The organism is Aureimonas pseudogalii (genome assembly GCF_014196835.1).
GTDB lineage: Bacteria > Pseudomonadota > Alphaproteobacteria > Rhizobiales > Rhizobiaceae > Aureimonas > Aureimonas pseudogalii.
In genome coordinates, this window is record NZ_JACIEK010000001.1 from 220,176 (window position 1) to 241,616 (window position 21,441).

22 protein-coding genes are annotated in these 21,441 nt (G+C 67.2%); 2 read left to right on the forward strand and 20 right to left on the reverse strand.

From position 1 onward, the window contains the following. Positions 1–3: 3 nt before the first annotated feature. The 20 genes from fliF to motA all read right to left on the reverse strand — a co-directional run bounded on the left by fliF (position 4) and on the right by motA (position 18,973). Positions 4–1,707, reverse strand: a complete 1,704-nt coding sequence (fliF, locus tag GGR04_RS01105; protein ID WP_183197015.1) for a flagellar basal-body MS-ring/collar protein FliF — start codon at positions 1,705–1,707, stop codon at positions 4–6. A 250-nt stretch (positions 1,708–1,957) separates the two neighbouring features. Then, a complete protein-coding gene (locus tag GGR04_RS24515; RefSeq protein WP_376769812.1) occupies positions 1,958–4,486 on the reverse strand; it encodes a flagellin N-terminal helical domain-containing protein in 2,529 nt (842 codons plus the stop codon). Positions 4,487–4,771: 285 nt separating this feature from the next. Next, complete coding sequence (locus GGR04_RS01120) at positions 4,772–6,583, reverse strand: flagellin N-terminal helical domain-containing protein (RefSeq protein WP_183197017.1); 1,812 nt, start codon at positions 6,581–6,583, stop codon at positions 4,772–4,774. Between the two features lie 247 nt (positions 6,584–6,830). Then, a complete protein-coding gene (gene fliP, locus GGR04_RS01125; protein ID WP_376769817.1) occupies positions 6,831–7,622 on the reverse strand; it encodes a flagellar type III secretion system pore protein FliP in 792 nt (263 codons plus the stop codon). 11 nt (positions 7,623–7,633) lie between these two features. Continuing rightward, positions 7,634–8,167, reverse strand: coding sequence for a flagellar basal body-associated FliL family protein (locus GGR04_RS01130; protein ID WP_183197019.1), 534 nt, complete (start codon positions 8,165–8,167; stop codon positions 7,634–7,636). A gap of 239 nt (positions 8,168–8,406) precedes the next feature. After that, positions 8,407–9,111, reverse strand: a complete 705-nt coding sequence (gene flgH, locus GGR04_RS01135) for a flagellar basal body L-ring protein FlgH (RefSeq protein ID WP_183197021.1) — start codon at positions 9,109–9,111, stop codon at positions 8,407–8,409. Beyond that, positions 9,108–9,707: a MotE family protein gene (locus GGR04_RS01140; protein ID WP_183197022.1), complete on the reverse strand. Its 600-nt coding sequence runs from the start codon at positions 9,705–9,707 to the stop codon at positions 9,108–9,110. Before GGR04_RS01140 ends, flgH begins: the two co-directional genes overlap by 4 nt. Positions 9,708–9,715: 8 nt before the next feature. Further along, positions 9,716–10,921, reverse strand: a complete 1,206-nt coding sequence (gene flgI / locus GGR04_RS01145; RefSeq protein ID WP_210291597.1) for a flagellar basal body P-ring protein FlgI — start codon at positions 10,919–10,921, stop codon at positions 9,716–9,718. After that, complete coding sequence (flgA, locus tag GGR04_RS01150) at positions 10,918–11,412, reverse strand: flagellar basal body P-ring formation chaperone FlgA (protein WP_183197024.1); 495 nt, start codon at positions 11,410–11,412, stop codon at positions 10,918–10,920. Before flgA ends, flgI begins: the two co-directional genes overlap by 4 nt. Positions 11,413–11,415: 3 nt before the next feature. Then, a complete protein-coding gene (flgG, locus tag GGR04_RS01155) occupies positions 11,416–12,198 on the reverse strand; it encodes a flagellar basal-body rod protein FlgG (protein WP_183197026.1) in 783 nt (260 codons plus the stop codon). Positions 12,199–12,211: 13 nt separating this feature from the next. Then, positions 12,212–12,541, reverse strand: coding sequence for a flagellar hook-basal body complex protein FliE (gene fliE / locus GGR04_RS01160; protein WP_183197028.1), 330 nt, complete (start codon positions 12,539–12,541; stop codon positions 12,212–12,214). Between the two features lie 5 nt (positions 12,542–12,546). Then, on the reverse strand, positions 12,547–12,963 hold the full coding sequence (gene flgC / locus GGR04_RS01165; RefSeq protein WP_183197030.1) for a flagellar basal body rod protein FlgC: 417 nt from the start codon (positions 12,961–12,963) through the stop codon (positions 12,547–12,549). Positions 12,964–12,967: 4 nt separating this feature from the next. After that, entirely contained in the window at positions 12,968–13,348 is a 381-nt protein-coding gene (gene flgB, locus GGR04_RS01170) for a flagellar basal body rod protein FlgB (RefSeq protein WP_183197031.1), read from the reverse strand. A 199-nt stretch (positions 13,349–13,547) separates the two neighbouring features. Further along, positions 13,548–13,997, reverse strand: a complete 450-nt coding sequence (locus tag GGR04_RS01175; RefSeq protein WP_183197033.1) for a BspJ family T4SS effector nucleomodulin — start codon at positions 13,995–13,997, stop codon at positions 13,548–13,550. A 75-nt stretch (positions 13,998–14,072) separates the two neighbouring features. Next, positions 14,073–15,161, reverse strand: a complete 1,089-nt coding sequence (gene flhB / locus GGR04_RS01180) for a flagellar biosynthesis protein FlhB (RefSeq protein WP_183197035.1) — start codon at positions 15,159–15,161, stop codon at positions 14,073–14,075. A gap of 131 nt (positions 15,162–15,292) precedes the next feature. Then, a complete protein-coding gene (locus GGR04_RS01185) occupies positions 15,293–16,321 on the reverse strand; it encodes a FliG C-terminal domain-containing protein (RefSeq protein WP_183197037.1) in 1,029 nt (342 codons plus the stop codon). A 7-nt stretch (positions 16,322–16,328) separates the two neighbouring features. Beyond that, on the reverse strand, positions 16,329–16,655 hold the full coding sequence (fliN, locus tag GGR04_RS01190; protein ID WP_246392703.1) for a flagellar motor switch protein FliN: 327 nt from the start codon (positions 16,653–16,655) through the stop codon (positions 16,329–16,331). 162 nt (positions 16,656–16,817) lie between these two features. Then, complete coding sequence (locus GGR04_RS01195) at positions 16,818–17,168, reverse strand: hypothetical protein (protein WP_183197039.1); 351 nt, start codon at positions 17,166–17,168, stop codon at positions 16,818–16,820. Then, complete coding sequence (locus GGR04_RS01200; RefSeq protein WP_210291598.1) at positions 17,149–18,084, reverse strand: FliM/FliN family flagellar motor switch protein; 936 nt, start codon at positions 18,082–18,084, stop codon at positions 17,149–17,151. The genes GGR04_RS01195 and GGR04_RS01200 overlap by 20 nt, the downstream gene beginning before the upstream one ends. A gap of 19 nt (positions 18,085–18,103) precedes the next feature. Further along, entirely contained in the window at positions 18,104–18,973 is an 870-nt protein-coding gene (motA, locus tag GGR04_RS01205; RefSeq protein WP_183197044.1) for a flagellar motor stator protein MotA, read from the reverse strand. A 276-nt stretch (positions 18,974–19,249) separates the two neighbouring features. On the opposite strand from motA, the gene flgF reads away from it, so the two are divergent. Together flgF and fliI are read left to right on the forward strand one after the other, a co-directional pair. Continuing rightward, positions 19,250–19,975, forward strand: a complete 726-nt coding sequence (gene flgF / locus GGR04_RS01210) for a flagellar basal-body rod protein FlgF (RefSeq protein ID WP_183197046.1) — start codon at positions 19,250–19,252, stop codon at positions 19,973–19,975. Beyond that, the gene (gene fliI / locus GGR04_RS01215; protein ID WP_183197048.1) at positions 19,972–21,303 is read left to right on the forward strand and encodes a flagellar protein export ATPase FliI; all 1,332 of its coding nucleotides are present in this window, start codon (positions 19,972–19,974) and stop codon (positions 21,301–21,303) included. The genes flgF and fliI overlap by 4 nt, the downstream gene beginning before the upstream one ends. Positions 21,304–21,441: the final 138 nt, after the last annotated feature.

Sequence of the window (21,441 nt, forward strand, 5' to 3'; positions counted from 1 at the left end):
GGCTTAGGCCGCCTCTTTCTGGTGAATCCACTGCTTGAGGATGGCCGCCGCTTGGGCTTCGTCGAAATCGACGAGCTTTTCGAGGCGGACCTTCGGCGAGTTGGCTCGGTTGCGGGTCAGTTCGTCGAGGAGGTCGTCGGAATTGGCGGGATCGCCGTATCCGAGCGAGGCTGCGAGATCCTCGGAGAAGTTCATGGCGCCGGGGATGCCGGTGAACTCCGGCGTATCGAGCATCGGGTTGCGCAGCTCGATCGGGTCGCCGCCGGCCAGCTCCATCTGGCTGTCTCCACCGGCGGGGCCGGCGATGGCGCGGATGGCGGGCTTCAGGCCGAACCAGATGACGAGCACGGCGACGACGAGGATCGTCAGCGCGTTCACCATCGTGCCGGACTGCTTCATGACCATTTCCATGTAGCTCGGCGCGGGCACCGGCTCGAGCTGCTGGCCGTTCGAGACGAAGTCGACGGCGGTGACCTCGAGCTGGTCGCCGCGGGTCTCGCTGATGCCGGCGGCCGACGAGACGAGCGTCTTCACCTCGGCCAGCGCCGTGGCGATCTGCTCGGGCGTCGGGTTCTCGCCGAGCGTCGCGGCGAGGCGCGTGCGGTTCACCACCACGGCCACCGAGAGCTTCTTGACGTCGTAGCCGTCGGAGACGGTCTGCGTCGTCGTCTCGTTGATCTCGTAGTTCGTCAGCTCCTCGCGCCGGTCCTTGGCCTCGGAGGAGGAGTTGCCCGGCGTCTGCGTGGCGGGCTGGGCCTGCGGTACGTTCTGGGCGGCGGTGGTGGCGTCGGCGTTGTTGGCGCTGTCGTTGGACTGGCCGGTCTCGCGGATCGTGCGGGTGGAGCGCTCGACGCGGCCTTCGGGGTCGAAGGTGCGCGCGCTCGTCTGCTTGCGGTCGGTGTCGAGCCGGGCGATGACGCTAGACTGGAAGTTGCCGACGCCGAGATAGGGCGAGAGCGTGCGGCGGATCGAATCCTCGATCGAGTTGGAGACGATGCCCTCCATGCCGAGTTGCTTGGTGGTGGCGCCGGAGGCCGCGTCGTCGCCGGAGGCGAGCAGCGTGCCGTCGGTGTTGAGCACCGTCACCTGATCCACCTTCATGCCGGGAATGGCGGCGGCGACGAGATGGCGAATGGCCTGCGCGTTGGCGAAGTCCTCGGTGCGCTCGGTGCGGATGACCACCGAGGCGGAGGGCGGCTGCTGCTCGCGGCGGAACGAGCCCTGCTCGGGCAGCACGATGTGGACGCGGGCGGCGCGCACGTCCTTCAGGGTCTGGATGGTGCGGGCGAGCTCGCCTTCGAGGGCGCGCACCCGCGTCACCTCCTGCATGAAGGTGGTGAGGCCCATCGAGCCCATCGTGTCGAAGAGCTCGTAGCCGGCATTGTCGGAGCGCGGCAGGCCCTTCTCGGCGAGCAGCATGCGCGCGGGCGCGGTCTGCGAGAAGGCGGTGGAGACGGTGTCGCCGGCGGCGTTCACGTCGAAGGGAATGCCGGCCTCGGTCAGCGCCGCGCCGATGCGCGTCACGTCCTGCCGGTCGAGCCCGGAATAGAGCACGTCCATCGTGGGCTTCGACAGCGTGTAGGCGGCGAGGCCGATCAGCGCGGCGACGACGACGCCGACCAGCGCCAGCGCGCCGAGCTTGCGACCGCCGAGCGCCTGGAGGTTGGAGAAGAGTTTTTGGGCCTCGGCCCTTGCGACCATCGCCATGCTTAAAGCTGCCTTCATGGAGCGGGATGAGCGCACCATGGGGGCACAAGCTTGTGCGGACGTGATGGGGTTACCAAAGCATGAAGGTTGGAGGAGCGGCGGGCCGCCGATGCGCCACGCGTGCCGCCTCCCCCGGTCCGGAGGGTCTCCCCGAACGACGACACCCTCCGGACCGCGAGGTCCGAAGGGTGCCGATCGAAGTGGGGGTTCCGCCGGCCGGAGCCGGCAGAGTGTCGCCTCGCCGGTCCGATTAACGGAAGAGCGACAGGATGTTCTGCGACGACTGGTTGGCGATCGAGAGCGCCTGCACGCCGAGCTGCTGCTTCGTCTGCAGAGCCTGAAGGCGGGTCGACTCTTCCGACATGTCGGCGTCGATGAGGTTGCCGACGCCCTTGTCGATCGTGTCCATCAGCGTGTTCACGAAGGACTTCTGCATGTCGATACGCGAGGCAACGGCACCGAGGTTCGACGCGGCCGTGGTGACGGAGTTGATCGCGTTGTTGACGACCGTAATGTAGGCCGACAGCACCTTCGAGATGTCGGCGCCCGACGTCGCGCGCGCTGCCGTCAGGCCGGCGTCGGAGATATCAATCTTATCGACCGAGATCTGGTTCGCACCCTGCGACGCCTGCACGCTAGTGATCGCGACGGAGGAACCCGCTCCGATCTTCGTGCTGGTCAGCACCAGCTTGTTGAGATCGACGCCCGTACCGACCTTCGCCGTAACGCCCGTCACCTTGGCTGCAGTCAGCGCTTCCGACATCACGCTCGCGAACTGCGTCGCATTCGTGATCTTGCCGTCCGTCACAGGCACGGTCGGCGTGGAAAGCACCTTATTCACGAGCGCCTGATCGATCGTCACGAGCTTCGAAGTCGTGGCACCATCCACCGCGATGTTGAAGTAAAGGTTGTCGTTGGCGTCAAGGGTGATGCCGGCAACCGGGAACACGGCTCCGGTGGTTGCCGTGCCGACCGTCGCCACGTTCCGGAAGTTCGTCCCGGTCTTGTTGAGAACGGCACCCGTCGAGTCTTTGAACAGAACTGAGTCGACGGTAACGGCGGAGGTAGCACCGCTGGTCTTGGACGTGATGAGCAGGTTGTTCGATGAGTCGACCGAGGCGAAAGCCTTCGCAGTGAAGGCGACATCGCCATTAAGGACGCCCACGAACGCCGAAAGCGAACCGCCTGCTGCAAGGGCACCGGTCTTGATGACCGTGCCGTCCACCGTCAGACCCATCGTGATCGTGTCGGTGGCGGTGAAGTTCGTCGTCCAGGCCGTCTGCACGTCACCCGTCAACGCCGTTCCGGCGTGAGACTCAGTAAACCCACTGACGATATCGGAGTTCTTGATGCGACCCGCTGCATCGTTGACGACGACATCCGAGAGCTCGAAGCTACCACCAGTGGCAGAAGATGCGAACGAGAGCTTAGTTCCGCCTGTGCCACCAACCTGTGTAACCGTTCCGCTCGTAAGGGTGGCCGTCGCGAGCTTTTCTGCAAGCTTGGCATCGCTGACGAGGTCGGCACCGCTCAAGGTCAGAGTCACTGGGGTACGGATCGTGCCGGCCGTCTTGTAGGAGAACGTCACCGTATCGCCCGCGACGAGACCCGTGCGAGATACGGCACCGGTCACGACGCGGCCTTCAGTGGCGATGGTACCGGTCAAGGCCGAACCGTTAACGATGTCACCGGTGCGTGCGACTGCAGTCGAGTTCGTCCAAGCGCTCAGAGCGATACTAGACGTCGCGCCCGTGTTGCCGGTGGTCGACAGGAACTTGATGGTCGTGCCGGACGAAACATCGACCTTCACCTTGCCGGCCAGAGCACTTGCGTCGATCGTGGTCTGGAGCAGCGCTCCCATGTCCGCGAGCGAGGCGCTGGCCAAGCCGGCCGGAACGACCGCGTTCGTGTCGAGAGCAACGCCAACGCCATCGACCGTGAGGGTGAACGTGAAGTCGTTACCCGTCTGAACCTGCGTAGCGCCGGACGTCGCGAAGGTCGCCGTCTCGAACTGGGCACGGTTACCACCGGTGTTCGCAGCCGCGACAGCGGCATTGGCTGCGCCGACCGAGCCCGCAGTCGTCTCGATGGTATTGCCGTCGAGCTTGCCCGTGGTGCCCGCCGCGGTTAGACCAGCATCGAGATTGTTGCCCGAGGCGCTCGGAGTGCCGCCGATCGTCAGATCCTTGCCAGTGACCGATTCCTTGAGGTTCTGCAAGTTGTCGAGGATGCCGTTCTTGCCGACGACCGTCGAACTGTCGAACAGCGCGACGCCGCCGATGGCGACGTCCACCGTGCCGATGGCGACGGAGTTGTTGGCGTCACGGGCGAAGGAGGCGACGATCTTCTTCGTGGCGTCGTAGTCGACCGCTTCGGAATTGACCGAGAGCCAGTTTTCGCCGGAGAACACCGACGAGCCGGCGATCGAGAGGAGCTGCTTCTGGAGTTCGCCGATCTCAGACTGGATGACGTTCTTATCGACGCCCGGCTGCGTGGCGGCGGTGAGCTTGGCCTTGATCTCGTCGAGAACGTCCTTGGCCTTGTTGAGGCCCTGGTAGGCGACGTCGACGGTGGCCGAGCCGAGGCCCAGCGCGTCCTTGACGGTGCCGAGCGACTTGTTGTCGGACTTCAGGGTCGTGGAGATCGCCCAGTAGGCCGCGTTGTCCTTGGCTTCGCCGATCTTGAGACCGGTCGAGATGCGGCCCTGCGTCGCGTCGAGCTGGTTGTTGGTCTGCTGGAGAGTGCGGAGCGCCGTGATGGCTGCGACGTTGGTGTTCACGCTAGTCATTGGATGGGTGTCCCATAAACTGTCCGAAAAGGGACATTCTGGATCGAGCCAGCATAACGGCGCGGCATCATGCCTTCGATCGGCTCCGTCTCTTGGAAGAGGATCGATCCGCTATGACCTCAATCTAGAGGACACCCTTTAACGGGCCGTGAAAGCGTCAGTCTCGGAACAGATTTCGTCGCGTTCGGCTTAGCATTTCGTCGCGAGGCCCGGACATGCGAAAGCCCCGGCGCCTGTCGGCACCGGGGCTTGGGATGTCTCCGACAGCCTGTCGTCTTACTGCTGGAAGAGCTGCAGGATGTTCTGCGAGGACTGGTTGGCGATGGAGAGCGCCTGCACGCCGAGCTGCTGCTTGACCTGCAGGGCCTGGAGCTTGGTCGATTCCTCCGACATGTCGGCGTCGATCAGGCCGCCGACACCCTTCTCGATCGTGTCCATCAGCGTGTTGACGAAGGACTTCTGCATGTCGATGCGGGCCGCCACGGCGCCGAGGTTGGAGGCCGCCGTCGTCACCTTGTTGATCGCGGCGTTGACGATCGCCGTGTAGGCCTTGAGCACCGTCAGGATCTTGTCGCCGGTGTCGGCGCCCGAGGCGGTCATCGCGCTCGTCGAGATGTCGATGTCGATCACGGAGACCTGCCGCCCGCCACCGCTGGCGCTCATGTTGGAGATCGCCAGCGCCGCTTTGGCGCCTGCGACGTTGGAGGTGGAGATGACGAGGTTGGGGCCGACCATCTTGACGTCGGCATTCGTGATGTTCGCCGCCTTCACCGCGGCGGCCAGCACCTTCTGGTAGTCGTTGATCGTTGCGATCGAACCGTTGGTGACGGGCGTCGTCGGGGTCGACAGCGTCTTGTTGACGAGCGCCTGATCGATGCGGACGGTCTTGGCGCCGGTCTCGTCGTTGATCTGGAGGTCGAAGACGATCGTGTCGTCCTTGTCGAGGACGAGCGGCTGGAAGGCGCCCGACGCGACGGTGATCTCGGCGGGTTCGCTGGTCACGAAGTCCGCGCCCGCAGCCGCGGTGCCCGACCCGGCGAACAGACCGACCGTCGTCTTGGCGGCGCCGGAGGACGTGGCGAGCGAAACGGCCATGATGCGCACGGTCGAAGGCGTCGTCGAACTGCCTGTCACGGCACTTGTGAAGATCAGCGTTGCGCCGCTATCGCTTACGGCGACGGCCGGGTTGGCGTTGTCGAGCGCCGCGGCCAGCGTCGGCATATCCTTGAACTCGTTGACGGAGGGGGTGCCGCCTGCGACGCGCGTCATCGTTCGCGTGTAGCTCGTTCCCTGAACCTCGTAGCGGATCGTCAGCTTGTCGCCATCGGCGATCTTCGAAAGATCCACGTTGGTGGTCGTCACCGCGGCCTGCGCAGCATTGCTGGACACGAGCGTTCCCGCGCTGCCCGCCACCGTCGCAGCCGTCGCCGGCAAACCACCCGTCAGCGTGTTGCCGGACGCCGTGGACGTACCGCCATAGGCGATGTCGCGGCCCGTGGCGTCCTTGAGGCTGGCGTGGGAGTCGAGAATGGCGTCCTTGCCCGCGACCGTGGAACTGTCGAACAGCGCGAGATTGCCGATCGAGACGTCCACGGTGCCGATGGCGACCGCATTGTTGCCGTCGCGCGAGAACGAGGCGACGATCTTCTTCGTGCCGTTGTAATCCGTGGCGTTGCTGTCGACGGAGAGCCAGTTTTCGCCGGAGAACACCGAGGAGCCGGCGATCGAGACGAGCTGCTTCTGAAGTTCGGCGATTTCCGACTGGATCACGTCGCGATCGACGCCGGGCTGCGTCGCCGCGGTGAGCTTGGCCTTGATCTCGTCGAGCACGTCCTTGGTCTTGTTCAGACCCTGGTAGGCGACGTCGACGGTGGCGGTGCCGAGGCCGAGCGCGTCCTTCACGGTGGCGAGCGACTTGTTGTCGGACTTCAAGGTCACCGAGATCGCCCAATAGGCGGCGTTGTCCTTGGCCTCGCCGATCCTCAGGCCCGTCGAGATGCGGGCCTGGGTCTGGTCGAGGGCGGTGTTCGTCTGCTGCAGGGTGCGCAGAGCGGTGATCGCGGCTGCATTGGTGTTGACGCTTGCCATAGGGGCTGTCCCGGAAAGAAACGAATGGGGACATTCTGGGTCGAACCAGCACAGCGGCGCGGCGTCATGCCTTTGATCACCATTCAGATGATCAACCCGCTATGCACACATATTTACTTGATCGTCTTTAAGAGAAAGTAAATGCCGCTGCCGTCGCCGGATCAGTCCTTAATCTCTGCTTACCGTCCGTGGTTTTTCCCCGCTCCTGTGCGGTCGGCCCCATGCAAATCGTCGAGCCTGGGCATCGCTAGAGGAACGAGCGCACCAGGCTCCCGGTCAGCATGTTCCAGCCATCGATCAGCACGAAGAAGAGGATCTTGAACGGCAGCGAGATGATCGTCGGGGGCAGCATCATCATGCCCATCGACATGGTCAGCGTCGCCACGATGAGGTCGATCACGAGGAAGGGCAGAACGATGAGGAAGCCGATCTCGAAGCCACGGCGCAGTTCCGAGATCATGAAGGCCGGCACGAGGATGCGGAAGTCGACGACCTGCCCCTCGCCCGATCCCTGCTCGACCTCCGGCAGGCGGTCGCGGATCGAGGCTTCGTTGATGTTGTTGAACAGCGCCAGATCCTGCTCGCGCACCTGATCGAGCATGAAGCCGCGGAACGGCTCGGCGATGCGCGGCAGCGCCTCGGCCTCGGTGATCTCGGCCCGCATCAGCGGCTGCAGCCCGTCGCGCCAGGCCTGGTCGAAGGTCGGCATCATCACGAAGAAGGTGATGAAGAGCGAGAGCGAGATGAGGATGAGGTTGGCCGGCGTCGACTGGAGACCGAGGCCGGTGCGCAGGATCGAGAGCGCGATGACGACGCGGGTGAAGGCGGTGACCATCACCAGAAGTCCCGGCGCGATCGAGAGCACGGTGACGATGCCGAAGAGCTGGACGATGCGGCCCGACACGGCGCCGTCGCCGGCCGGAATGAGCGAGGCGAGATCGCCCGCCGCGCTCGACAGCGCGTCGGGGGCGCCGGGCGCCTGCGCGAAGGCCGGCAGCGCGAGCGACACCAGCGCCAGCGCGCCGGCCGCGAAAGCCAAGGCGGAGCGCTTCACTTGACGACCAGCGAACGGACCATCAGGTCGATCACTGCCGGCGAGCGCAGCCTGGCGCGCTCGAGGAGATCCTCCTTCAGGTGGAGAAGGCCCCGCGCGCCCTCGATCTGGGCGAGTTCCAAGGTGCGCACGAAGACGATCATGTCGGCCTGGACCTGCGCGGCGAGAACGGCCTGGTCGGCGACGCCTTCGGGCGAGACGATGAGGCTGGCTTGCATGCGCAGCTGCGTTCCCGGCGGCGACGCGATGTCGGTGAGCACCGGCTCGAGAGCGAGCACGACGTCGGCGGGGGCCGCCGGATCGGCCTTGGCGGCGAGCGGCGCATCCGCGGCCGGCGTCGAGGACTCGGGCGCGGCGGCGACGGGCGCCGGCTGCGGCTTGCCGAGGAGGAAGCCGAGCGCCGTGCCGCCGCCGGCGGCGACGAGCGTCAGGCCGAGCACGATCGCGATGGTCTGCAGCTTGCCGCCCTTCTTCGGACCGGCGTCGCCGCCGGCCAGGATGGCAAGGGCCTCGGGGGTGAGCTCGGTCATGGGGCGGCGCTCCGGGCGGCTTTCGGGACAGCGGACGGTCCCAGTGCACGGCGCGACGAAGGCGCCGGATGGGGCCGGACGCCGAAGTGTTAAGAAATCGTGCTGTCGCGAGCCTTGCGCTGCGGCAGACCCATGCCCCGGAGGGCCCCAGCCCTCCCCCTATCAGCCAGGACGGCCGACCACCGCGGCGCCCGTCGTCCCGGGCTCTGCGGCGGTCCGCCGTCCTCGCGCCGTCGCCTCTAGTAAGGCAGCGCGCTGTCGAGCACCTGCTGGCCCCAGCCGGGCTGCTGCACCTCCGAGAGCCGGCCGCGTCCGCCGTAGGAGATGCGCGCCTCGGCGATCTTCTCGTAGGAGATCGTGTTGTTGGGCAGGATGTCGCCGGGCCGGATGATGCCGGCGATGGAGAGGACGCGAACCTCGAAGTTGACGCGGATCTCCTGCTGTCCGGCGATGTAGAGATTGCCGTTCGGCAGCACCTGCGTCACCACGCCGGCGACCGAAACGTCGATCTCCTCCTGGCGATCGACCGTGCCCTTCCCGCTGGTCTTCGAGCCGTTCTTCAGGCCGAGCGTCACGCCGAGCGTTCCCAGCGAGAAGTCGCTGACGGCACCCTTGAAGTCCGCGCCGACATCGACGCCGGCATCGCGCGAGCGCTTGGTGTTGTTGTCGAGCTTGGCCTTGTCGTCGATCTTGATCTTGACGGTGACGATGTCGCCGACGTTCAGAGCGCGCGTGTCGCGGAAGAAGTCGGCGTTGCGCCCGGTCCACAGCGAGTTGACGTGGCGCACCGGCTCCTCGGCGTAGGTCGCCGGCTGCACGATCGGCGCGTTCTGCGTCAGGCCGGTGCCGACCGGGCTGAGGATCGGCTCCTTCATGAGCTCCTGGCGCGTGGTGGAGCAGCCCGCCAGAAGGGCCACCGAGAGCAGCGAGACGGCGATCTTCACAACGATTGTCCCTTCGGGGCGGCGCCCGCGAGCGACGCGCGGTCCGTCTTCTCGATGATGACGCGGCTGATCTCGGCGGCGATGGGCGCCGGCATCTCGGCGAGGATGGCGCTGGCCTGGCGCGACTTCAGCCGGGCGAGGAGCGCCGCGGCCACCGGCCGGTCGAGACCGGCGAGCTGCGAGGCGGCCGCATCGGGCTTCATGCCGGAATAGATGGCGATCATGATGTCGGAGGTCGAATCCATGAAGGCCTTGCGGTCGGCGAGCCAGGATTGCACCTCCTGCCGCTTGGCCTCGAGCTCGTCGATCTTGGCGGAGACCTGGCCCTCGGCGTCCTTCAGCTTGGCGAGCTGCAGCGCGTTGCGCTGGTCGAGCGCGGGGTCGGCGATGTTCGAGCAGTAGTTCTGCACGTCGCTGCGCGGCGCGACCTCGGCGGAGGATTGCTTGCCGTCCGGCCCGACGACGCGCAGCTTGGCGGGTCCGGCCGGCACGCCCGCGGCGATCTCGGCCGAGCTCTCCTCGGCCTGCGAGGGAGAGGCGCCGAGCATCAGCGCGAGCGCGGCACCGGCGAGGATGAGGGAACGCTTCGTCGTCATGATCGGTCTCACTGCACCACGAGGTCGGCCTGGAGGGCGCCGGCGGTCTTGATGGCCTGAAGGATGGCGATGATGCCGGTGGGCTTGAGGCCGAGGCGGTTGAGGCCGCGCACCACCGAGTCGAGATTGGCGCCCTGCACGATGGCGAGATTGCCGCCGCCCTGCTCGGCGCTGACCGTCGTGTCCTTCGTCACCACGGTCTGGCCCTCGCTGAACGGGGCGGGCTGCGAGACGTTCGGAATGTCGGTGATGCGCACCGTCAGCGAGCCGTGCGTCACCGCCACCGTCGAGATCTGCACGTCCTGGCCGATCACCACCGTGCCGGTGCGCTCGTCGATCACCACCTTCGCCGCCTGGTCGGGCGTGATCTGGAGGTCGCCGACATCGGCGAGGAAGCGGGTGGAGGAGATCTTCGTCGGTCGCGTCAGCGTGATGTTGCGGAAGTCCTGCTCGCGGGCCACGGGCTTGCCCCAGGTCTGCACCGCGAAGGAGTTGATGGCGTCGACGACGCGGATCGCCGTGCGGTAGTCGGGATTGCGCAGCTCCATCGTGATCGTCGGCGTGTCCACGGTGGCGCGCGGCACCTCGCGCTCGATCAGTGCGCCGCTGGCGATGCGGCCGGTGGTGGGGGTGCCCTGCGTCAGGCTTTCGTTCGTGCCCTCGGAGGAGAAGCCGGAGACCGCGAGAGCCCCCTGCCCCACCGCGTAGATCTCGCCGTCCGGCCCGTAGAGCGGCGTCATCACCAGCGTGCCGCCCATCAGCGAGGAGGCGTCGCCGAGCGAGGAGACCGAGATGTCGATGCGCGAGCCGATGCCGGCGAAGGCCGGCAGGTCGGCGGTGACGACGACCGCCGCGACGTTGCGGGTGCGCGGGTTGGCCGAGCGCACGTTGACGCCCATGCGGTCGAGCATCGACTGCAGCGACTGCTCGGTGAAGGGCGAGTTGCGCAAAGAGTCGCCCGTGCCCTGCAGGCCGATCACCAGACCGTAGCCGACGAGTTGGTTGTCGCGCACGCCCTTCACGGTGGTGACGTCCTTGATGCGCACTCCGCCGGAGGGCCGCACGCGCGGCACCACGGTGTTGAAGCTCTCGCGGGCGCCGATGCCGGCCTGCCCGTAGGAGGCACCGCCATAGCCGAGGTCGGCGGCGCCGGCGGGCACGAGCGAGCCGGTGAGGACGGCGGCGGAGAGAACGAGGGCAAGGAGGCGGTTCATCGCGACGAGACCTCGATCGTTCCGTCCTCGGAGGCGACGCCGCTGATGGTGACGCCGCTATCGACGTTGCGCACGCGCACCGCCTCGCCCGCGCCCGCGGACTGAAGCGGCGTACCGAGACCGGTGATGAGCAGCCCGTCCTCGCGATAGATAAGCGTCGTCGGCACGCCGACGGTGACCGCGTTCGGCGACTTCAGGTCGGACAGGAGGATCGGCTGGTTGGGCAGGAGCGTGCGGCGGGCGAGCCGGTCCTTCAGCATGCCCTCCTCCACGACATAGGCCGAGAGGCGGTCGCCCGGCACGGTGAAGCGCATGGGCATGACGCCGCGGTCGAGAACGACCTGGCCGGGATAGACGACCGAGGTCGGCACCGGCAGATCGAGATCGGCCGCCGCGGCGGCGACCGGGAGAAGACCGCCGGCAAGCGCCAGGGCGAGACCCGCCGCGCGCGATGACACGCGGGTCGTGGAGCGACGGGAAAGGCGGTTCATGGCTTAGCGGATGCCCTTGGAGACGACGCCCGACATCTCGTCGGCGGCCTGGATGACCTTCGAGTTCATCTCGTAGGCGCGCTGCGCGGAGATGAGCTCCGAGATTTCCTTCACCGGATCGACGTTGGAATTCTCGAGATAGGCCTGCTTGATGACGCCGTAGCCGGCATCGCCCGGAACGCCGGCGATCGGCGCGCCGGAGGCGAGCGTCTCGCGGAAGAGGTTGTTGCCCTCGGCGTGGAGGCCGGGCTCGTTGGCGAAGTTGACGAGCGTCAGCTGGCCGACGAGCTGGTCGGCGCCGTCCACGGTGGCGTAGACCTCGCCGGTCTCGTTCACGGTCACCTGCGTGGCGTTCTGCGGGATGGTGAGGCCGGGATCGACGGTGAACCCGTCGAGCGTCACGATCTGCCCGGTGTCGTTCTTGTTGAAGGCGCCGTCGCGGGTATAGAGCGTCTCGCCGCCGGGACCGGTGATCTGGAAGTAGCCCTGGCCGTTCACGGCGAGGTCGAGATCGTTGCCGGTCTGCTCGAGCGCGCCCTGCAGGTGCACCGAGCGGATCGCGGCGGTGCGCACGCCGAGGCCGATCTGCGCGCCTTCGGGAACCACGTTCTCGCCGCCGCGCGCCGGCACGCCGCCGGCCCGCTCGACCTGGTAGAGAAGGTCGGTGAACTCGGCGCGCGAGCGCTTGAAGCCGGTGGTGTTGATGTTGGCGATGTTGTTGGCGATGACCTCGACGTTGGTCTGCTGGGCGTTCATGCCGGTCGCGGCGATCGCAAGGGCGCGCATGGGTTCAGTTCCTTCAGATCGACATGCGGGAAAGTTCGAGATAGGCGGAGACGACCTTGTCGCGCACGGCGATGGCGGTCTGCAGCGTGCGCTCGGCGCCCATCACGGCGTCGACCACGGTCTGCGTCGAGGCCTGGCCGTTGATGCCCTGGATCGAGGCGGTCTCGGCGCCCTTCAGGGACTGCGCGGCGTCGCGGGCCACGTCCGCCATGGCGGCGGCGAAGCTCTGGCCACCGCCGGCCGCGGCCGAGGACGAGGTGGCGAGCGAGCCGCCGAGAGGAGAGGCGCCGTCGAGGCGGAGCGTGTCGAGGCGCGGGAGGGCGCTGCCGAGAGCGGGGATCATGGGCGTCAGCCTCTCATGAGATCGATGGTGAGATTGATCAGTTCGCGCGCCTGCTTGATGACCTGCAGGTTGGCCTCGTAGGAGCGGTTGGCCTCGCGCATGTCGGCCATCTCGACGAGCGAGTTGACGTTCGGCATCTTCACGTAGCCGTCGGCGTCGGCCGCCGGATTGCCGGGATCGTGCTCGATCTTGAAGGCGGCGCGATCGACGCCGACATTCTTCACGCTCACCATCTCGGCGCCGGTCAGCCGGTCGATCTCGCTGGTGAAGGACACCGTCTTGCGTCGGTAGGGATCGGCGCCCGGCGTGTCGCCCGTGGAGCGCGCGTTGGCGACGTTCTCGGAGACGACCCGCAGGCGCGTGGACTGCGCTTCGAGGCCGCTGGCGGCGATCTTGAGGGCGGAGGAGATCGGATCGAGCAACGGATCAGCCCTTCAGCGTCGAGAGATACATGCGGTGGAAGGCCTTGGCGATCGAGGTGTCGAGGGAGAAGTCGCGCGACACCTCGCCGGCCTTCAGCATTTCCTGCTCGAGGCTGACCGAGTTGCCGGAATGGGTGACGTCCCAGGGCGTCTGGCGCCCCTCCTCGACCCCGAAATCGCGGCCGGCGGAGGCGACGAGATGCTGGGCGCTGGTGCCGCTCATCTGCAGGCTGGTGGTGTCGAGAACGCTTTCGAAGGGCGAGACGTCCTTGGCGAGGTAGCCGGGGGTGTTGGCGTTGGCGACGTTCTCGGCGACGATCGCCTGACGCTGCGACAGCCATTCGGCGCGCTGGGAGCTGAGACCGAAGAGATAGAGCTGGCTCACGGGTGGGGGTCCTCGAGAGGTATTCCTCGTTGACCAACTCTTAAGGGGAGGCACTTGTCCGAAACTGACTGAAAGATGAATATCAAAGTATTAACAGGTCGTTAATACTGATTAACGAAGTGTTAATCGATGCGAGCAAACGAAAAAGGGCCCCGCCATGCGGAGCCCTTGGTCGATCGTCGGAGTGTGCGAACCGCGCTCAGGCGCGGGGTGCGTGCCGCAGCCGGGCGCCTTCGATCGCGGCGAGGAGGCGCGCCGTGTTCACGTCGGGGTCGGTGTCGGGTTCGGCGAAGGCGATGTAGTTGATGTGGACGGCCGCCGTGGTGGCCGAGAGGCCGAGGCGGAAATGCACGGTGACCTCGGGAACGCGGAACTCCATGTCGAGATCGATCGTCGGCGTGGTGCCCCAGCCCAGATGCACGTCGCCCCCGTCGGCAAAGCGCAGCGTGCCGGCGCGCAGGTAGAGCTGCGCCGAGGATTCCACGAGATCGGCGATGTTGCCGAGCGCATCCATGCGCAGGAACGCCACGTAGTCGGCGACCTCGACGAGGCGCAGTTCCGCGACGACCTCCTTGATGCCGTTCGCCAGGGCCTTCTCCCGGTCTGCTGCGTGGCCGTTGCGAACGTTGAGCATGACGTGGGAGCCCATGGAGAACCTTTACGCAGGAATGAGCCGAGCGAACCCGGACATGGAATGCACGACGCCGAGCCCGAGGCGTCGGGATCAGGCCGCCCCGATCTCCGCCCGCGAACCGTTGCGGGAGTGGAGATAGTAGATGAGTTCCGCCACGGCCTTGAAGAATTGCGGCGGGATCATCTGGTCGACGTCGACATGATCGTACATCGACCTTGCCAAGAGCTTGTCTTCCACGATGGGGATGTCGTGGGCCTCTCCAATTTCGCGAATCTTGAGCGCGATGAGATCGACGCCCTTGGCGACCACGAGCGGCGCGCCGCCCTCCTCGCGCACGTAACGCAGCGCGATGGCGTAGTGGGTGGGGTTGGCGATGATGACGGTGGCTTTCGGCACGGCGGCCATCATGCGCTTGCGGTTGCGCTCGCGCGCGATCTGGCGCTGGCGCGCCTTGATCGCGGGATCGCCCTCGCTCTGCTTCATCTCGTCCTTGATCTCCTGCTTCGACATGCGCAGATCCCGGCGCCACAGAATGCGCGAGAACAGCAGGTCGGCCGCCACGAGCACGATCGTCGCGATCGAGACCGCCGCGAGCAGTCGCATCGACAGGTCGAGAATGGTTTCCGGCAGGAGCAGCGGATCGGAGAACATCGTCTTCAACAAAAGAGGCAGGTCGCTGGAAAGGATCCAGCCGACGATGATCGTAACAGCAGAGAACTTGAACAAGGATTTACCGAACTCGGTCCAGCCTCGTTTGCCGAACATTCGGCCCCACCCCTGCGTCGGCGAGACGTTCGAGAATTTCGGGCGGATGCGCTCGAGATTGATCTGCGGCGGGTTCTGCAGCAGCGAGGCCAGAACGCCGGCGATGAGGAAGAGGCCGGTGGCGGGCAGCACGAACCGGGCGCTCTGCACCGTGACGACGTGGAGAAACTGGAGGGCGTCGATCGAATTGCCGATCGACCACTGGGTCGGATTCTCGAAGGTGACCTTGAGATTGCCCGCGAGTTCGGCGGCGTTCTCTCGCGCCTGGAAGGCGACGACGCCCATCGCGGCGAGAAGCGAGGCGAGGATCGGCGCTTCACGAGAGGTGGGGAGATTTCCCTTCTCGATCGTGTCGGCGATCTTCTTCTCTGTCGGTTCCTCGGTTTGGGACTCCTTGTCCGCACCTTCCGACATCCACCCGTTCCCCGCTGATTCCGCACCCGCTCCGCGGGCGAGCTCCGATCCGGGCCACGAAGGCGGCCGGGCCGGCGTCCATCATGGACCTTTCGCACGCCGGCGCCGCAGGGACGCCGACGCTTCGTGCCTCAGGCCTCGTCGCGCTCGCTGAGATCGAGCCGGCCCTCGGCCGAGAGGCGGAGCGCGGCGGCCGCGATCGACCGGCGGGCCGTCGTCACCGCGTCGGCGGCGATGGCGTCGCCCCGTGCCAGCTCGGCTTCGACCATGCGCCGCGAGCGGGCGCCGAGTGCGGCCAGGACCGCTTCCTTCAGCTCGTCCGATGCCCCGGACAGCGACTGCGTCACCGTCTCCGTCGGGATCGCGTCGAAGAGCAGCAGGCGCGACTTGCGCGGCAGCGCGGTGATGTCGTCGAAGGCGAAGAGCAACTTGCGAAGCGCCTCGGCCTCCTCGGGCTCGCTCTGCTCGATCGACTGGAGGAGGTCGTCCGTCTGGCGCTTCTCCATCCGGTTGACGATCTCGGCGAGCGTGGCGTGGCGCGCCTTGCGCTCGGCCCCGTTGGAGCCGGCCACGAAGGTCTCGCGCAGGCGCCCCTCGATCATCCGCGCCATCTGGTCGCTCGGCGGCTTGGCCGAGAGCATGCGGCGCACGACGTCGTTGCGCAGCGGCCCCTCGAAGCTGGCGACCACGGCGGCCGCGACCTCGGCCTTCAGCCGCTGCAGCGTGTAGGCGATGACCTGTGGATGCTCCTTGAGGAGGAGCGCCGTCAGCGGCTGGGCGCCGAGCTGCTCGATCTCGTACCACACCGGCAGGGCGTCGGCGTCTTCGGGCGCGTCCTCGCCCTCGAAAACCCTCGCGATCTCTTCCGACGACAGCGAGATGCGCAGGAGCTTGTTGAGTTCGCCGTCGAGGCCCGCGAGCCCCGGACCGGCCCGGAACGCCTCCTGAAACTCGGCGACGATCTCGTCGAGTTCGAGCGCGGTGACCGGCTGCTGGAGCGCCGCCCCCTGGCGGAGCGTCTTGATCTCCTCGGCGCTGAAATGTTTGAGGAGCTTGGCCGCTCCGTCCCCGCCCATGGCGAGGAGCAGGATCGCCGCGCGGGCAGCGCCCGACTTCGGCGGCCCTTCGAGCTCCAGCGTCGTGTAGGATCCCAGCATCATCGGGGGATCAGTTGGCCGAGGTCTTCGAACGAGGCTGGCGGGCCGTCGGCGAGACGATCTCGGTGAGCGTGATGCCGAAGCGCTGCTCCTCGTTCTCGAGCACGACCACTTCGCCGCGCGCCACGATACGGCCGTTGACGATGAGATCGACGGGGTCGGTGATGTTGGTGTCGAGCTTCACCACGGCGCCGCGTCCGAGCTTCATCAGGTTGGCCACCGGCATCACCGTCGAGCCCAGCACGACCTGCATGGTCACGGGGATGTTCATGATGACGTCGAGATTGGGCGTTACTTCGGCGGCGGGCACCATCGGCTCGTCGGCGAAGGTGGGCATCGCCTCCTCGGCGAAATCGGTTTCCATCGTGCCGAAGTCGGTCGCGAAGGTCTCCGTCTCGAGTTCCATCGTTTCGTTTTCCATGCGAGCAGTCCTCAAGAAGTCCGTGAGATCCGGGGAGAGCCGGCCGCTCCGGGGAGCGAGGGCGGCCGATCCTGTTCGTTAACGAATAGCGACCGAGACTGACGCGAGGCGGGAGTTCTCGTTGTCGACGGCGATCGGCAGGGTGCGCCGGCGCTCGTAGCTGTCGAGCAGGATCTCCAGCCGCTCGCCGAGCTCGCGTGCCTCGCCGGTGCGCTCTTCGAGAGCCTGCAGCGTGCGCACGCCCTCGCTCTTCAGAAGGATCACCGCATGGGCGGCACGGTTGATCGAGGCGTCGGCCTCCTGCAACACCGCACGAAGCGAGGATTCGTCGGAGCGCAGCTTGCGAAGCTCGCGGTACATCGCTCCGGTGCGCCAGCTGGTGAAGGCGAGCGCGCCGACGAGAACGGCGTCAATCAGCCAGGATGTCATCGATGAACTCCTCGGTCGGGTCGACGTTTTCTTCGATGCGGATCATGTAGCTGTCGCGCGAGCGGCCCATGTGGCCGCGGAACAGGCGCTGGCCCTCGCACTCGATGAGGACGAGGCTTTCCATCGTCGCGTCGAGCGCGATGGTCTGCCCGATCTGCAGCGTCGCCAGGGCGCCGAGCGTCATCGGTTGTTCGGCGAGGATCGCGCTCACCCTCATGTCGGCCTTCTGGAAGCCGGCCTCGAGGTCGCGCGCCCAGCCCTCGTCGACGATCGAGGGCGCCTCGTCCGGCACGACGCTGAACACGCGCTTGTGTGGCGCCAGCACCGCCTCGGGAATGGCGATCCGCAAGGCGGCCTCGCAACGCCCGATCGCGACGCGGAAGCGGAACTCAACGAAGTTGCGCGCCTCGTCGGGCAGCATCGCATCGAGCACCGCGCCGACGTTCTCGGCCACCAGCCGGTCGGTCGTCATCATTAGCGGCAGGATGTCGGCGAAGGCGGCGTTGCCGGTCTCGACGAAGGCACGCATGGCGTTGTCGGCGAAGAACTTGGAGACGCTGGTCAGCGCCCGGTTCGCCTCGATCCGGTCGCGCCCGTCGCCGCCGAAGGCCGCTTCGGACACGGTGTCGGCGAAGCGCGCGTCGGTGGTCACGAGAACGGTCTCGCGGAACTTCGGCGAGCGCACCGTCAGCGCGAGCTGGGTCTCGGAGGCCTCCAACGCGGCGACCGAGAAAGCGAAGGACGACAAGGCGGTGAATTCGACGCGCACCGGCGAGGCGTAGGTCGCGTTCAGCTTGGCGGTGGCCGCCTCCGCCCAGCGCGCGGCGATGAGGCCGAGGCGGGGGAACCGGTGCGGGTCCATCCGGGCGACGGCGCGAAGGCGCTCGCCGACATTGCCGAGTTTGGGATCGCTCAACGTATCCATCCCGTCCTCCTTATGCCGCTGCCGGGGCCGGGCCGCCGATGGTCTCGGCCTCGACCTGGTCGATCGTCGGGCGGTCGTAGGCGGAGATCGCCTTGCGGCCGTATTCGAGCGCCACCTGCGGCAGGGCGCCGTTCATGTAGGCGATGAGCGTCTGCTTCATGATGATGTACATGCGCATCTTCTTCTCGCGCACCGTCTTCACCTTGGCTGCCAGCGGCGCGAAGATGCCGTAGGAGAAGAAGATGCCGGCGAAGGTGCCCACGAGCGCGGCGCCGATGAGATGGCCCAGCACTTCCGGCGACTGGTCGAGCGCGCCCATGGCGTGGACGATGCCGAGCACCGCCGCGATGATGCCGAGAGCGGGCAGGCCGTCGGCGACCTCCTGGAGCGCGTGCTTGGGCTTCAACTGGTCGCGAGCCACCGTTTGGATCTCTTCTTCCATCAGCGCCTCGATCTCGTGCGGACGGGCGTTGCCGATGATGATGAGGCGGCAGTAGTCGCAGATGAAGTTGGTCATCGGCTGGTTCTTCAGGATGCTCGGGAAGGCGCTGAAGATCGGCGATTCGGCGGGGTTGTCGACATGCGCCTCGACCTCGGAGCGCGACTTGGAACGCATCTCGCGCATCAGCGAATGCAGGAGGCTGAGCAGGTCGAGATAGTCGCGCTGCTTGGGAACGGCGTTGGTGAAGGCCTCCTTGAGCGCCTTTCCGGTGTCCTTCACGACCTTCATGTTGTTGGCCATGAGGAAGGCGCCGAGCGCGGCACCGAGAATGATCACCAGCTCGTAGGGCTGCCACAGCACGTACATGTGGCCGCCCGAGGCGACGTAGCCGCCGAGCACGCAGCCGATGGTCACCACGAGGCCGAGAAGAATACCCATCGGAAGTCCCTATCAGTTCGGAAGTCGGGTCGATGATTAGGAGGGCCGACTTGCGCGAGACTGTGCGCTGCACGAAGGCTCGGGAACCATTCCGCCTCGTCAGCTTCGGTCCATTTGCGTCCGGCAGAATGGCCGGGAACGAAGCCCCTTCGCGGGCGGCTCGTCCTTGGTGGGGCGCTCCCGCCGGGCGTCGCCCGCCTGCCCCCCTCCGCCCCCGCTTCCCTGCCCCGCCCATCCCTGCCCCCGCCCCTCTGCGACGACCGAGAGCCGCATCCCATGCAGACATCCCTTCCCGTCGCCCTCTCCGCGCAGCTCGCGATGGAGAAGCGGCTCGACACGATCGCCAACAATCTCGCCAACACGCGCACCGCCGGCTTTCGCTCCGAGGAGGTGAAGTTCGACACCTATCTCTCGAAAGCCGCGGCGCGCCCGGTCGCCTTCGTGTCGGAAGGGCAGTCCTACATCTCGACCCGTGCCGGCGAGCTCACGCAGACCGGCAACGGCATGGACATCGCGGTGGCCGGCGAGGCCTTCTTCGCCATCCAGGGCAAGGGCGGCACCGTCTACACCCGCGACGGGCGCCTGCAGATGCGCGACACCGGCGAGTTGCAGACCCTCAACGGCGAGGCCGTGCTCGACGTCGGCGGCGCGCCCATCCAGCTCGATCCCAACGGCGGACCGATCTCGGTCGCCCATGACGGCATGATCACCCAGAACGGCGGTCAGCTCGGCGCCATCGGCCTCTTCGCCATGGCGCCCGGCAGCAACCTGACGCGGGCGGGCACCTCGGGCGTGGTGCCCGACAAACCGGCGGTGCCCGTGGTCGAGTTCGGCAGCACCCATATCGCGCAGGGCTACGTCGAGGGCTCCAACGTCAACCCGATCCTCGAGATGACGCGGCTCATCTCGGTGCAGCGCGCCTTCGAACAGGCCGCCAACCTGACGCAGACCACAGAATCCTCGCTCTCCTCCGCCATCAGCATGCTGGGTGGCCAGAAATGATCGCACCGGCCCGGAAGGCCGTCGATCTCGCAGCCCTGTCGCAGCCGCGCATCCGCGTCAGCGGCCATGTCGTCGACGTCTCGCCGCAGTCCTTCCGCGTGGCGGGCCTCAGTCCCTTCGTGCGCCTCGGCGACTGCATCGTCTGCGACGGGCCCGACGGCGAGGAGCTCGGCGAGGTCGTGCGCGTCGAGGAGCAGGCCGCGACCGTGAAGCCGTTCGCCGTACGCTTCCAGAGTGGCGTTCGCACGCTCGCCTGGAAGACCGGGCCGATCACCGTCTCGCCGGCGCAGAGTTGGAAGGGCCGCACGATCGACGCGTTCGGGCGCCCCTGCGACGATCTCGGCCCGGTCGAGCCCGGCCCCGTCGCCTACCTCACCGACACGCTTCCCGATGCCGCGATGCGCCGCGGGCGCATCAAGGACGCGGTCGCCACGCAGGTGAAGGCGATCGACATCTTCACCCCCCTCGTGCGCGGCCAGCGCATGGGCATCTTCGCGGGATCGGGCGTCGGCAAGTCGACGCTGATGGGCATGCTGGCGCGCGCGCCCGGCTTCGACACCGTGGTGGTGGCGCTCGTCGGCGAGCGCGGACGCGAGGTGCGCGAGTTCCTCGAAGAGACGATGCGCGGCGAGCTCGGCCGCGTCGTCACGGTGGTCGCCACCGGCGACGAGAGCGCCATGATGCGGCGCCTCGCGCCCAAGACCGCGATGACCGTCGCCGAATATTTCCGCGACCAGGGCGAGCACGTGCTGCTCATCGTCGATTCCGTCACGCGCCTCGCCCATGCCGCGCGCGACGTGGCGCTCGCCGCCGGCGAGCCGCCGGTGGCCCGCGGCTATCCGCCGTCGGTCTTTTCCGAACTGCCGCGCCTTCTGGAACGCGCCGGCCCCGGCGCGGAGGGATCGGGCACGATCACCGGGCTCTTCGCGGTGCTCGTCGACGGCGACGACCACAACGAGCCGATCGCCGACGCCATCCGCGGCACGCTCGACGGGCATATCGTGCTCGACCGCGCGATCGCCGAGGAGGGCCGCTTCCCCGCGATCGACGTGTTGAAGTCGATCTCTCGTCTCGCCGACCTCGCCTGGTCGGGCGAGGAGCGCGAGCTCGTCTCGCGCCTGCGCGCGATGATCGCGCGCTACGAGGACACGCGGGACCTCCGCCTTCTCGGCGGCTACCAGCGCGGCGCCGACGCCACGCTCGACCAGGCCATCGACCTCGTGCCGCATGTCTACGGCAACCTGATGCAACATCCCGGCGACGCGACGGTGACGAAACCCTTCGAGGAGCTGTCGATGCGTCTGAAGGCCGGGATGACCGGGGGCTGACCGGCGAGAGGACCGCGGGCACCGGGCGAAGACCGCCGGCTCTCCCATCGCCTCCTCGGCGTCGTCGTCCCGGCGCGAGCCGGGACGATCACAGGCCGGCAGAGCAAGCGTGCGACGCGCCGCCGCCCCGCCTCTCGC

Excerpts from the sequence above, each read along its gene's own strand:
- fliE (WP_183197028.1), bottom strand. The coding sequence starts at position 12,541 with ATGATCCCCGCTCTCGGCAGCGCCCTCCCGCGCCTCGACACGCTCCGC.
- flgG (WP_183197026.1), bottom strand. The coding sequence starts at position 12,198 with ATGCGCGCCCTTGCGATCGCCGCGACCGGCATGAACGCCCAGCAGACC.
- GGR04_RS01120 (WP_183197017.1), bottom strand. The coding sequence starts at position 6,583 with ATGGCAAGCGTCAACACCAATGCAGCCGCGATCACCGCTCTGCGCACC.
- flhB (WP_183197035.1), bottom strand. The coding sequence starts at position 15,161 with ATGTCGGAAGGTGCGGACAAGGAGTCCCAAACCGAGGAACCGACAGAG.
- GGR04_RS01130 (WP_183197019.1), bottom strand. The coding sequence starts at position 8,167 with ATGACCGAGCTCACCCCCGAGGCCCTTGCCATCCTGGCCGGCGGCGAC.
- motA (WP_183197044.1), bottom strand. The coding sequence starts at position 18,973 with ATGGGTATTCTTCTCGGCCTCGTGGTGACCATCGGCTGCGTGCTCGGC.
- fliI (WP_183197048.1), top strand. The coding sequence starts at position 19,972 with ATGATCGCACCGGCCCGGAAGGCCGTCGATCTCGCAGCCCTGTCGCAG.
- flgA (WP_183197024.1), bottom strand. The coding sequence starts at position 11,412 with ATGAACCGCCTTTCCCGTCGCTCCACGACCCGCGTGTCATCGCGCGCG.
- GGR04_RS01175 (WP_183197033.1), bottom strand. The coding sequence starts at position 13,997 with ATGGGCTCCCACGTCATGCTCAACGTTCGCAACGGCCACGCAGCAGAC.
- GGR04_RS01195 (WP_183197039.1), bottom strand. The coding sequence starts at position 17,168 with ATGACATCCTGGCTGATTGACGCCGTTCTCGTCGGCGCGCTCGCCTTC.
- fliF (WP_183197015.1), bottom strand. The coding sequence starts at position 1,707 with ATGGCGATGGTCGCAAGGGCCGAGGCCCAAAAACTCTTCTCCAACCTC.
- fliN (WP_246392703.1), bottom strand. The coding sequence starts at position 16,655 with ATGCCCACCTTCGCCGACGAGCCGATGGTGCCCGCCGCCGAAGTAACG.
- flgF (WP_183197046.1), top strand. The coding sequence starts at position 19,250 with ATGCAGACATCCCTTCCCGTCGCCCTCTCCGCGCAGCTCGCGATGGAG.
- GGR04_RS01185 (WP_183197037.1), bottom strand. The coding sequence starts at position 16,321 with ATGATGCTGGGATCCTACACGACGCTGGAGCTCGAAGGGCCGCCGAAG.
- flgI (WP_210291597.1), bottom strand. The coding sequence starts at position 10,921 with ATGAACCGCCTCCTTGCCCTCGTTCTCTCCGCCGCCGTCCTCACCGGC.
- GGR04_RS01140 (WP_183197022.1), bottom strand. The coding sequence starts at position 9,707 with ATGACGACGAAGCGTTCCCTCATCCTCGCCGGTGCCGCGCTCGCGCTG.